This is a genomic window from Pseudidiomarina mangrovi (genome assembly GCF_003999375.1).
Lineage (GTDB): Bacteria > Pseudomonadota > Gammaproteobacteria > Enterobacterales > Alteromonadaceae > Pseudidiomarina > Pseudidiomarina mangrovi.
Genome location: NZ_RJLC01000016.1, coordinates 123,786 through 136,854, shown reverse-complemented (window position 1 = coordinate 136,854; position 13,069 = coordinate 123,786). Strand labels below are relative to the sequence as shown.

Genomic DNA, 13,069 nt, shown 5'->3' with positions numbered 1-13,069 from the left:
GCATGGCGACATATGATTTACTGCAACGTATCCGTGAACTCAATCGTATCGGTATTGCGCTTTCTGCCGAACGCGATGCGATTAAACTGCTCGAGTTGATCTTAACCAGCGCACGCCGCCTCAGTGGTGCCGACGCCGGCTCGCTGTATTTGGTCAAACAACGTCAACTCGAATTTGCGTTGGTGCAAAACCAACAACTCGGCATTCACTACGGTGGTTACGGCGAGCCGTTGTCTGATAAGTTTAAGCCGTTACCTATGTACAACGCCGATGGTATGCCTAACGACAATATGGTGGCGGTGAATTGCGTGATTAGCGAGCGCACCATTGCCATTGCCGATGCTTATGCCACCGTGGGTTACGACTTTTCTGGTACCCATGCGTTCGATCAAAATACCGGCTACCGTACTCGTTCAGTATTGGCGGTACCGCTTAAAAACCATGAAAATGAGGTGATTGGCGCGCTGCAGCTGATCAATAAACTCGATACCAACGGTCATACCGTACCTTTTGTCGCCGAAGACATCGAATTGACCGAATCACTCGCCTCACAAGCTGCTATTGCCCTAACCAATCAGCGTTTAGTCGCTGATTTACATCATTTGTTTGATAGTTTCACTGAAGTGATTGCCAACGCTATCGACGCCAAGTCACCGCAAACCGGCGCGCATTGTCGGCGCGTGCCTGAGCTCACCTTAATGATTGCCGATGCCGCCAATGGCGCTCGTTATCCGGGTCTTGAGCAGTTCCGCATGAGTGCCGATGAGCGCTATGAGTTGAAAACTGCAGCATGGATGCATGACTGCGGTAAAATTGTCACACCACCGCATGTGGTAGAGAAAAGTCGCAAACTCGAAACCATCAGTGACCGCATGGATACTGTTGAAGCGCGCTTTGCCGCGCTCGCCAAACAACCCGAATGGGCACGACAAAAGCAACAGCTGCTCGATGACCTAGCCTTTTTACACGAGGTCAATAAGGGCGGTGAAACCCTCTCCGATGAAGCGGTAGCGCGCATTGAAGAGATTGCCCAATACCCATACTGCGATGTGCACGGCGAGTACCAGCCGTTATTGAACGAACAAGAAGTCGCTATGCTATCTATTCGCCGCGGCACGCTGACCGCCGATGAACGGCAAATTATGCAAGACCATATGGTGCATACCATTAATATGCTCGAGCAACTGCCCTTCCCCAAGCATCTAGCGCGCGTGCCGGAGTATGCGGCCGGCCATCACGAGCACATGGATGGCAAGGGCTATCCGCGTGGTTTGACCCGCGAGCAGATGTCCATTCCGGCGCGGATGATGGGCATTGCCGATGTATTTGAAGCGCTCACCGCGCCTGACCGCACCTATAAAAAGGCCATGAGCATCTCGCAAAGCCTGAACATCATGGGTGAAATGGTCGAGAGCAATCATCTTGATCCAGATCTGTTTAAATTATTCGTAGATAAGCAGGTGTACCTCGCCTACGCCAAAAAATTTCTCAAGGCTGAGCAAATTGATGAACCGGATTTGCTCTCGTTACCGGGCTATTCTTTCCAAAGCGATAGTAAAAAACCATGAATATCGATTTTCTTGGCTGTAACGGCGGCATTGGTAGCAGCAACGGTGAGCTACAAGGCAGCACCTGTTTGCAAGTGTCAGAGCGGGTATTAATTGATGCAGGCACTGGCTTGGAGCGTTTGTCGATTGCCGAAATGCTGGCGATACGGCACGTGTTTATTAGCCATTCGCACATGGACCATATTTGTTGCCTACCCATTTTGCTGGCCAATATTATCGGCCATAACAGCGATGAGCCGGTGACCATTTATGGTCATGCCGACACCTTGGCGGCTTTACAACAGCATATATTTAACTATGTCATCTGGCCGGACTTTAGTCGTGCTGCGCCGGGTCAACAGCAACCGACCATGCGCTATCAGGTGCTTGAACCGCTACAGCCGCTTGAATTGGATGATCTACTGATCACGCCATTTGCTACCAGCCATACCATTCCTTGTTTTGGGTATTCTCTGAAAAAACGTGGCATGCACACTATTTTTGCCGCCGACACCACCTATACCCCAGCATTGATTGAGCAATTGAATCAACTAGAGCCTGCCGATCATTTGATTTTGGAGTGCTCTTTTTCCGACAGTTATCAGGACTTAGCCGTCGCCACAGGGCATCTGACGCCAGCGCTGGTGGCACAAGTGCTTGATGCCATGCAATATCCACCGAATCATGTGTGGTTAACACATTTAAAGCCGACCTACGAGGACGCTATTCGGGAAGAATTAATGGCTTACCCACACTGGTCTGTCTGCGCTGACCTGTTGAAATATTAACCAATCGACGTTGCAAATTGCCACAACTGAGCTTAACTTAAATCTAACACTGTCTGACTTGCGCGCTTGAGCAAAAGGCTAGCCCATGAATTCTCGAATATTACTGCTGCTGAGCGCGTTGCTCAGCCCCGCAGCACTCAGCCAAGCTGCTGATGATGCGACTCTTACTGGTCACCTCCAGGCTGCACAGCAGCTCATTCAAAGCGCTGACTATGAGGCTGCACTCGCACAGCTTGAAGCCCTTGAAAGCGATTACGCCGGTATCGCTCGTTATGATTACTGGTATGGCGTAGCTGCCTTGCGCGCCGGTCAAGCAAGCTTAGCGGCTCTGGCACTAGAGCGCGCCATATTAACTGACCCCAGTCATGCCGGCGCGCATTTGGAACTTGCCGCCGCTTATTTAGCTCTCAATCGGCTTGATCGCGCCGAACAGCAACTGGCTATTGTCGATGGTTTTAATCCACCGCCAGCAGCACGCCAAGCGATAACAGATTATCGCGCCATCATTGCTGAGCGACGCGCACAAGCGGCAGCCGGCACACATCTGTTGGTGCTCAGTTTTGATGGTGGTTACGATAGCAACTATTTAAACTATCCGAGCAGTTTTGATTTGTTTGAAAATACCTTCCTTGAAGGCCTAGCAGTGCTCGAAGCCGATGGTACCTATTTCACCAATGCCCGCGGCATTTGGCTATTTCAACGCGAACTCGACAGTAGCAGCTTTATTGAAGTATCCGTGGCTGGGCAACTGCGCCTCAACCAAGACAGCGCCGCGCAAGCCTTTGATACTGGCATTGTACAAGGCTCGTTCACCTATGGATTAAAAACCGATGAGCGCAATACCGCGCGCTATGGCATTGATGTCGGACAAATTTGGCTCGATGATGCGCAATTTCGCCGTCATGTGGGGCTGTTAGTCGGCTGGCAACATCAATGGGATACCGACAACACCTACAATTTTAATGCTCGGGTGCGTGATTTTTCCTTTGAGCAAGCCCGCAACGATTATCGCGCCGCACAATTTGAATTGGAATGGGTACACAACCTACGCGCCAACATAACCTTGCGTAGCCGTTATACTTACGATATTGAGCGGGTGCAAAATAATCCATTCCGCCAAGGTGGCAATGCCGCGCGCAATGCATTATCGCTGCAAGCAGACTACTCAATGACGGCCCAGCAACAGTGGGTCGGTCAATTAGGCTATCAAAACTTGCGTTACCATAGCCCTGGTTTTTCAGTATTTAACCGCGGCATCGACGAAGATCGTGATGACCATGCGTTTACCGCTCGCCTAGAATGGCTTTATCAACTGAGCAACAACTGGCGTACCGGCGCCTCGGCGTTGTATCGCGATCAACGCTCATCCATCGATTTCTTCAATCTTGATCAAACTTTACTGCAATGGACGGTGACCTATGTGTACTAAGCGCCTTTGCCAATGGCTGCTGCTGAGCATCATGCTGCTCGCCAGCCACAGTGTTTTTGCCCAAGCTGCCAGCGAAGCTGCGCGCTTGATGTTTGTGTTTGGTGAAGTTCGCGTCGAGCGTGATAGCGCTGAGCTAAGCGGGCAACGTAATATGCCGCTGCTCGAGGGCGATAGTATTACCACCGCACCCGGTGCTACCGCGCAAATTCGTTTTGCTGACCAAAGTTTGATCGCGCTGCGTCCTGATTCGACGTTGCGAATTACCAGCTTTAGTTACGATGCGGCCGACCCGGCCGCTGGCAGCCAAAAAACCGAGTTATTACGCGGCGGTTTACGCGCCATTACCGGCGCTATTGGCAGCGCCCAACCGCAGGCAGTGGAATTCACCACCCCAGTAGCGACTATGGGTATTCGGGGTACCGAACTGCGTATCGTGCACGTGATCCGTGGTAACGAAGCGCAATTTAATAACTCACCGGCAGGTACTTACTTACAAGTGTTGCGCGGTGCGGTGGCGATGCGTACCAATGTGGGTGAACAGCTGGTGGCGCCTGGGCAGAGTTTTTACGTGCCTGATTTAGACAGCTTGCCGCAGCCACTCCCGAATAGCCCTGATGACGTATTTGGTGAGGACACCATTCAAGGCTCTGACGATGATGAACAAAACCCACCCCCAAGCGGTGGTTCCGGCCCGAATAATCCGCCCCCCTCGTTGTTAAATCAGCAACCGCTCACACCGCCTGAGCAGGCACAACAAGATCAAGGTCAGCAACAAGCCGAAGATATCATCGATGACTTGAATCCAGACCCCGATCCAGCGCTCCCTGCGTTTGGCCTCAACAGCACCGCGCTGGGGTATTTACAGCGTGACGAAGACATCACCCAAGTGCTCGGTGCCAGCGGTGAACTTCGCCAATTAACCGGCAGCTGGTATAGCTTCAGCGCCAATGAAGGCGCCAGCCCAGCCTTTGCACAAACCTTGACCGCAGCAGACTGGCACCTCGGTGCGCAATCCACCATAAGTCACGGCTATTGGGCCGCAGATAGCTATACCCTGACACCCGTCACAGCATTTACCGGTGCCGGTACCAGCTTCCATTATTTGCTCAGCGACTATACCTTGAGCAGCTTCAACAGTGCGCAACAATTAGGTTTAGACCTGTACAGCAATCAAGTTCTGCAGTTCGCACTGCAACCTAACTATGGCGTGGTATTCAGTGACGGCAGTCAGTTGCAATTTGCCCCCAGCGGTTTGCTGAGTGTCGATTTCAGCAGCAACGCGGTGGCTGTGGACTTGCAATTCAGTTATCTAACCGAGCTGGTGCGCACCCTGCAAGGCATTACTAGCATCACCGAACTCTATGCCAATGGTATGAGCTTGAGCGAAGTCGGCAGTAATCCGCTGGTGCAACAAGGCACCCTGTTTGGCAGTTTTACCGGCGCCCCGCAGTGGGGTATTGATGCCTTCTTGGCCGGTATTTATCTGCGCATAGCCCACAATGGCGGCCAACTTGATGGCTGGGGTACCTTGGTATTCGGGAATGATTGTCGCTGGAACTTCCCCTGTCGTGTCATCGATAGCGATTACCGTTTTATGCAGCAACTGGGTTGGTCCGACGGCATCAGCCTCGGTAGTTCAGGCGAACTGGGGTTACAAGCAGGCGCCTTAGGTAGCTGGCTAGCCACCAATAATGGCGATGTCAGCGGTGCCTTACTAGGCCAGCGGGTTGATAGTAGTGCTGGCAGTTATCGCTTTTTAGCCTTAGATAGCGCTGGTTTGGTGGGTGCTGACGGCGATCACCAACTACTGCTCGAAACCGCATCAGGGCCACTGCATATCTATTGGGGGTATTGGCAAGGGGGTAGTTATGACCTGCAGATCTTGCAAGGGAGCGCTCACGACTACAGCACCGAAAGCCTTGATAACAGTCGCAACTATCATTTCATTTTTGCCAATCAACAAGCTCCCGAAAGCTTGCCCGAGCAAGTCAGTTTTAGCTATCAGCTGGCTGGCGGCAGTGGCTTAATTGGTGATATCAGTGGCACCACCATTGACCCACTGACGGGTAACATCGTGGTCGATTTCACCGCATCTGAAGTTGCCGTGATGCTGCTATTTGAAGTGGGTGGGGAGCAAAGTCGGCTGACTGGTTTGGCCGCAATTACCGACCTACTGGGTCAGTCGGCTAGCGCCATGGAGCTATTGGGTGAGGGCTTCTTCACCTCCGGCAGCCTGTACGGACAATTTGTTGGCGGCGATTTTGACGCTTTGATTGGCCTACTGCGTGCCATGTCTGCAACCGAAGAATTCCGCGGTAGCGTGGTGTTTACTCGCGATGCCGCGCTTGGTGAAAGCCTTGACGAGCTTGGCTTTGCCAGTGCTGGCATGTTAGGTAGCACTAACAACTTCAACTTATTCAGCAGTGCCAGTGACACCCGCGTACTTAACTTGCTTGACGACAACGATGACTTCGTACCCACGCAACAAATTGGTAGCCAAGGCACCTTTGACCTGATTTCAGCCATTACTGTTGATGATGAAGCGTACTGGACCAGCGACTGGGGCTTTACCGATAAAGCCGGCAATAATGTTGCCGTGCGCTTTGGTGGCTTTGCGCCGGGCAGCTATCGTATTAGCGACAGTAATCAGGTGGAATTACCGAATAATCTACCGTATTTCTTTGCTATCAGTAATTTAGTCACACCCGAGTCGGCCACCTTACCCACTGGTGCCATGAGCTTTGATTTGGTGGCGCACACCGGGCTTAAAGGCAGCGCCTCGGGCAGTGTATTTGATTGGTTTGGTCACCTGTTGGTCAACTTTGACGCCGGTGACGTGGCCGTTGCACTGTCGACCTACAGCTGGGAACCGGGCAGTATTCCCGAGCAACCACTCGATGGCTCAATTGGTAAGCTTTATGGCAGTGCCAGCCTACAATCACTGTTTCGTGGTGATGCCATAGCACTGCAGGGCGATGGCTATTGGCAAGGTGGTGGTGGCAGCCTTAGCGGGCGTTTTATTGGTAGTGAATTTGATGCCGTGATGGCATTAATCACCGCGTACACGGCGCAACGCGAGCAATTATTCCAAGGCGCTGGAGCTTTCCGCGATGATCTCGCCTTGCTCAATTTACAGCAATACGGCGGTGTTTGGAGCGATGACCAGCTGTTGGGCGGGAATGGCATACTCAGTTGGCTGGTCAATAGTGATGGCGTGTACACCACCGCCCCTGATGCCAACAATACCTTTGCTATGCCGATTCAAGTCCGCAACGGTGCCATTATTGCCACTATTGGCGATTACTATGATGCCTATCAAGGGTCGCGAATCTGGCTTGACGACGCACAAGCACAAATGCCGTCCGATATCAGCGTGCAATGGCACTGGTGGAACCCCGGTAGTTACTACCTACAGCACGATGATGGTTCGAGCAGCAGTTTAGTGACCAACGACCGACCGTTACTGCAGTTGTTAGCGAGTGACGTGACCGCGCTGGGTACTACCCCGCTTGAACAGCAGATGTTCTTTGACCTGCAGTATTCCGATCGGCTTAACCGCAGCGATGAAAATGTCAGCCTGTATATGAACGGTGGTGGTCTGCTGGTCGACTTTGCCGCCAATAGCGTGGATGTTGCCTTTGGCTTTGAGCAATACAACTACAACGCCCCAACCGAGAGCTATGGTACTAGTTTCGGCTCGTTGTTTGGCAGCGCCAGTGTTGCTAACCTGTACAACGGTGATGCCATTGCGCTGGCCGGCGACGGTTTCTTCGAACCAGGCGGTGGCACCTTCTGGGGGCGCTTTATTGGTAACAATCATCAGGGCGTGATGGGCATGCTGCGGGCTTGGTTTGATGCCGAGGCCAACGATGAGCTATTTGGCATGGTGATCTTCAATGCGCAAGTCACTGACACCTTATCACAGCTTGATTGGGGTGGCCTCGGCAGCAGTAATGGCGGGGTCATTTCCGGCAATCGTGAGATGTTGCTGTTCAGCAATCCAGATGACTTGCTGGTGGTGCGCGACCAATATGGCTTTGACAGCTACTACGACTATGCTCGGCTGATTCGCATTAAAGGCGATGACTTTAACGTACAGGGCACTGCCGGTTACAGTGGCTATTTCGACCGCTTTACGCTGTCGGGTGGCGATGGCAATGTCGAGCTACGCTGGGGTTATTGGGGCCGCGGTAACTACCGCTTCACACCGGCCAATACCGGCTACAGCAATGACAGTAGCTATTGGTTTGTGGGGGCCAACGAACTGACCGCTGTCGGTACCACCCCAATGGCGGATAGCCTCAGCTTCGCCTTATATGGCTCGAATATCATTGCTGACAACCCGCAAGCGAACAGCTATTTGTACACCAATGGCGGTAACCTCGAGGTGTCATTCTCAACCAACACAGTTGGCCTCAATATTGATTTTAGCCGCTACAACTACAGCGCTGGTAGCGATGAAATGGGTAGTCTCAGTGGCTCTGGAAACGTCGCTGATTTGTTTGAGCAAAACTGGTTAGCGCTGACTGGTAGCGGTATTTTTGCCAATGGCAGCGGCGAGTTTGCTGGGCGCTTCATTGGCGATAGCTACCAAGGCGTGATGGCATTATTGCGAGCCTGGGATGGCAGCGAGCATTACAGCGGCGCGCTGATCTTCGGCGCGGTGCCGCCAATCACTGCCGCCCCCCCTGTGGAATGGGGCTATTGGCAAGCCGGTGACAGTGCCGTGTCGGGTCATTTCGCCCCACCAGCAACGCCACCAACTGCCGATGCTAACGTGCTACAACAAGCGCTGCTGCAGCAACTTGCCGCAAATCAAGGGCAACTAGCGCAGCAGCTGCAGCAATTGCAGCAGCTACCGATCTACAACCCGCTGCAACCTGGGCGCATTATTGAGCAACAGCATTAGCCTTTAAACGGTACTGCCAGTAGAGATAATAAGCTGCTGGCAGTACCAATAAGCTTAATAGTGGCGCGGCAATCATGCCGCCAATCATTGGCGCGGCAATTCGCTGCATCACTTCACTGCCAGTACCATGAGTCAACATAATCGGCAATAAACCGGCAATGATGGTTAACACCGTCATGGCTTTTGGTCGCACCCGCATCACCGCACCGTGAATCACCGCCTGCTTCAGCGTGGTTACATTGCGCTCAGTTTGGCTGTGCCAGGCCTGATTCAAATACAGCAGCATCACCACCCCAAATTCAGCCGCTACCCCGGCCAAGGCAATCATACCCACCCATACCGCCACCGATAGATTAAAGCCCAGCGCCCACACCAGCCAGAGGCTACCGGTCAGCGCCAGCGGTAGGGTGAACATGATCAAGGCCGCCTGTTTGAGCGAGCGGAAGGTGACATAGAGCAGCATTAAAATAATTACCAGCATCACCGGGATCACTTCCTGCAGCTTGGCTTGTACGCGTTGTAGCGATTCATATTGGCCAGACCAACTCAGGCTATAGCGCGCCGGCAGAGTGAACTCGGCAAGCACATTTTGCGCTGCAGCAATGACCTCACCAAGCGCCACATTGCTGTCTACATCAATAAATACCCAGCCGGTCATGCGAGCATTTTCACTGCGGATCATATCGGCGCCCTCAACTACCGCAATATCCGCCAATTGCTCTAAGCTGAGCCAAGCGCCGCTGCGGCTCACCACCGGCAGCAGTTTAAGCCGCTCGACATGGTCACGGTAGTGGCGTGGGTAGCGCAGATTTATTGGATAGCGCTCGCTGCCCTCGACGCTTTCAGTCACCTGCGCTCCACCTATGGCAAATTGAATCACTCGCTGCAACTCTGCTTGGCTCACGCCGTAACGTGCCGCCTCATGCAAACGCGGTGTAATGGTGATGTAGCGGCCACTGGCGGCGCGTTCAGCAAACACCGAGCGCACGCCCGGCACATCGGCGAGCAGGGTTTCTAACTGCAAGCCCAACTGCTGAATTTGCGCCAGATCAGGGCCCGCAATTTTTAGCCCAAGCGGGGTTTTTAGCCCAGTTGAGAGCATATCAATACGGGTCTTAATCGGCTGTACCCAGGCATTGGTCAAACCCGGCACCTGCACCCGCGCATCTAGCTCGGCAATAATATCGTCAATGCTGATACCCTCACGCCACTGGTGCTCAGGCTTAAGCATAATCGTGGTCTCAAACATCGTCAGTGGCGCTGGGTCGGTCGCCGTTTCGGCACGACCCGCTTTACCAAACACCCGCTCAACTTCTGGTACTTGTTTGATCAAGCGATCGGTTTGTTGTAGCAAGTTGCTGGCCGTTTGCGGGCTTAAGCCGGGCAGCGCGGTGGGCATATAAAGTAAGTCACCTTCGTGCATGCTCGGCATAAACTCTTGGCCCAGTTTGGACCATGGATAGTAAGCACTTGCACTCACTGCAATGGCCAAAATTAGCGTTAGTTTTGGCCAATTTAAGACCGTATTCAATAACGGCCGATAGCATGCAATCATACCGCGAGTGAGCGGGTTACGTTGTTCACTGGGAATGCGGCCGCGCACAAAATAGCCCATCAACACCGGCACTAAGGTAATCGCCAATAGCGCCGCCGCCGCCATAGCGAAGGTTTTGGTGTACGCCAAAGGCGCAAATAGTCGACCTTCTTGCGCTTCGAGAGCAAACACTGGCACAAAGCTGATGGTAATAATCAGCAGCGACAGAAACAGTGCCGGCCCCACTTCGCTGCTGGCTTTGCCAATCAATTGCCAGTGCGCTGCACCGCGCGGCTCATGGCCATACTCGTGGCGATACTGCTCGAGCTGCTTGTGGGCATTTTCTACCATCACAATAGCCGCATCCACTAACGCACCAATAGCAATAGCAATGCCGCCCAAGCTCATAATATTGGCATTGATACCGAGCCAGCGCATTACCGCAAAACTCATTAACACCGCCAGCGGTAGGGTAATCACCGCCACCAATGTGGAGCGTAAATGCAGTAAAAACAATAAGGTAATCAGCCCTACAAAGGCCATTTCTTCGAGTAATTTTTGCCGCAGGTTATCCACCGCGCGGTCAATCAAGGCTGAACGATCGTAGGTGGTGACTAGCTCGACGCCGGCGGGCAAACCCTGCTGCAATTGCGTTAACTTTTGCTGCACTGCGGCTATGGTGGCGCGGGCATTTTCGCCATGCCGCATCACCACAATACCGCCCACTACTTCGCCCTCACCATTAAGCTCGGCAATACCACGGCGACTCTCAGGGCCGCGGCGAATAGTCGCTACGTCGGCTAAGGTAATGATTTCACCAGCTTGGCTTAGCACCGGTAGTGGCAGTTGACGCAAGTCGTCCAGTGACTGCAAGTACCCAGTGCCGCGCACCATGTATTCCGCCTCAGCCATGCTGATAATGCCGCCACCGACTTCGTTATTGGCGCTGCGAATAGTCTGTTCAATCTGCTCCAGCGTGAGGCCATAGGCTTGCAAGCGCTGCGGCTCCACCACCACTTGATAGGCTTGCACCATGCCACCCACGGTGGCTACTTCAGCCACCCCGTTGACGCTTTGCAGTTCTTGCTTTAAGAACCAGTTTTGTAAGCTGGTGAGTTGGCCTAGATCATGCTCGCCACTGCGGTCAACTAAGGCGTACTGATAAATCCAACCGACCCCACTGGCATCTGGGCCAAGGCTTGGGTTAACGCCCTCAGGTAGCCGGTCACGGGCCTGATTCAAGTATTCCAACACGCGGCTGCGGGCCCAATACAGGTCCGTACCATCGGCAAACAATACATACAAATAGGAATCGCCAAAGAACGAATAACCGCGTACGTCGGTCGCCCCAGGCACCGACAGCATCACGTTGGCCAACGGCCAGGTCACTTGCTGCTCGACAATTTCTGGTGCTTGCCCTGGGTATGGCGTTTTGATGATCACCTGCACGTCGGATAAATCTGGAATGGCATCTACTGGCGTGCTGATCATCGCGCGCCAGCCCAGCCAGGCGGCTAATAGCGCCGCCAGCAGCACCAATAAACGATTACGCAGCGACCATAAAATAATATTAGTGAGCATGACCGTCTCCGCTGCTGGCACCGGAGAAGTTGTTGCGCAAGCTCGCTTCAGAATCGAGCAGGAACTGCCCTGAACTCACCACCCGCTCACCTTCACTCAGACCATGTAAGATTTCCGCATAGTCGTTGATGATCAGGCCAACATGCACCTCGCGTTGCACAAATTCACCGTTGTCTTGCTGCACAATCACGCGGTTATTGGCACCGGTTACGATTAAGCTCTCCAAGGGCACTGCTAAGGCTTGGCGTTTTGGCCCGCCGTAGAGTTCAACCTGCGCCTGCATGCCTACTGCTAGTGCGTTAGTAGCCGCTTGTTGCGGCAGCAGAATACGCACGCGCTGAGTACGACTGGTTGGGTCTAATTCAGGGTAGATATAGTCAACGCTGGATTCATAGCCATTGAGTTCGGCAGCAGCAAGACTAATGTCAGCCGGCGCACCCACTCGCAACCAATCGGCATAACGTTCTGGCACATCGGCAATCAGCCAATATTGATTGGCTCCGGTAATGGTCAGTAGTTCGCTCGCTGGCTGAACAAACATCCCTTGGGCCACATTGAGCGCTGTAACCACGCCATCAACCGGGGCGTAAACAGGCACGCGGTACAGTAGCTCGCCGCTGCGCTGTAATTGCTCAATCAGCGTGGCATTGAAACCAAGTAACTCAAGCCGCATACGGGCGTCGCGAAGTAAGCGCTCACGTTGGCTGCCACTGGCGGCATCTCTGGCTTGCAGAAAATCTTGTTGGGCGACCACCAGTTCTTGGCTATAAATCTCATAGAGCAGCTCACCTTGCTTAACGGCCTGCCCCTCACTGCGAATCGCTAGCCGTTCCAGCCAACCCGAAGCACGCGGATGGATATGGTAGCGGGCGTTATCGTTCCATTGCACTGTGGCTAAGGTGGGGTAATAGCGCCAAAAAGTGCGGCGCTCGACGCTATCGGTGCGAATGCCTAATTGTTGCTGCATGCCGGCATCGACGCTGATACTGACTTGGCGGTTTGGGCTATTTTTACGAGCGACCAAGTCCATGCCGCAAATCGGACAGGTCCCTGGCTCGCCCTGCACAATATGCGGGTGCATGGGGCAGACATACAGGCTCGATTCAGCGTTTTCAACACCATCAAGCAACGGCTGTTGCTGATGCGCCGAATGGTCGTGTTGTTGCAGTACCACTGCGCTTGCTGATAACGGCGCTAGCACTAAGGTTGCCAAACATAATGACAGCAAAAAATGACGGATAGACATGATCACACACTCCAAAGCAATTGTTTAACGGAACA

General features: G+C 53.2%; 6 protein-coding genes. 4 read left to right on the top strand and 2 right to left on the bottom strand.

Annotated elements, in window-relative coordinates; all coding sequences use genetic code 11:
* Window positions 1-2: 2 nt before the first annotated feature.
* From EFO84_RS08685 to EFO84_RS08670, 4 genes are all read left to right on the top strand, one after another.
* On the top strand, window positions 3-1,568 hold the full coding sequence (locus EFO84_RS08685; protein WP_127347666.1) for a GAF and HD-GYP domain-containing protein: 1,566 nt from the start codon (window positions 3-5) through the stop codon (window positions 1,566-1,568).
* Window positions 1,565-2,335 carry a 3',5'-cyclic-nucleotide phosphodiesterase gene (locus tag EFO84_RS08680; protein WP_127347665.1) on the top strand — a complete coding sequence of 257 codons (771 nt, stop codon included), beginning with the start codon at window positions 1,565-1,567 and terminating at the stop codon, window positions 2,333-2,335. Before EFO84_RS08685 ends, EFO84_RS08680 begins: the two co-directional genes overlap by 4 nt.
* Before the next feature lie 85 nt (window positions 2,336-2,420).
* Window positions 2,421-3,764, top strand: a complete 1,344-nt coding sequence (locus tag EFO84_RS08675; protein WP_127347664.1) for a tetratricopeptide repeat protein — start codon at window positions 2,421-2,423, stop codon at window positions 3,762-3,764.
* A complete protein-coding gene (locus EFO84_RS08670; protein WP_127347663.1) occupies window positions 3,754-8,673 on the top strand; it encodes a FecR family protein in 4,920 nt (1,639 codons plus the stop codon). The genes EFO84_RS08675 and EFO84_RS08670 overlap by 11 nt, the downstream gene beginning before the upstream one ends.
* Here the strand turns inward: EFO84_RS08670 and EFO84_RS08665 are convergent.
* Window positions 8,654-11,788 (bottom strand): efflux RND transporter permease subunit, encoded by a 3,135-nt coding sequence (locus EFO84_RS08665; RefSeq protein WP_127347662.1) that lies wholly within the window; start codon window positions 11,786-11,788, stop codon window positions 8,654-8,656. The two genes, EFO84_RS08670 and EFO84_RS08665, sit on opposite strands and share 20 nt — an antisense overlap.
* Window positions 11,778-13,034 (bottom strand): efflux RND transporter periplasmic adaptor subunit, encoded by a 1,257-nt coding sequence (locus tag EFO84_RS08660; protein WP_127347661.1) that lies wholly within the window; start codon window positions 13,032-13,034, stop codon window positions 11,778-11,780. The genes EFO84_RS08665 and EFO84_RS08660 overlap by 11 nt, the downstream gene beginning before the upstream one ends.
* Between the last annotated feature and the right edge of the window lie 35 nt (window positions 13,035-13,069).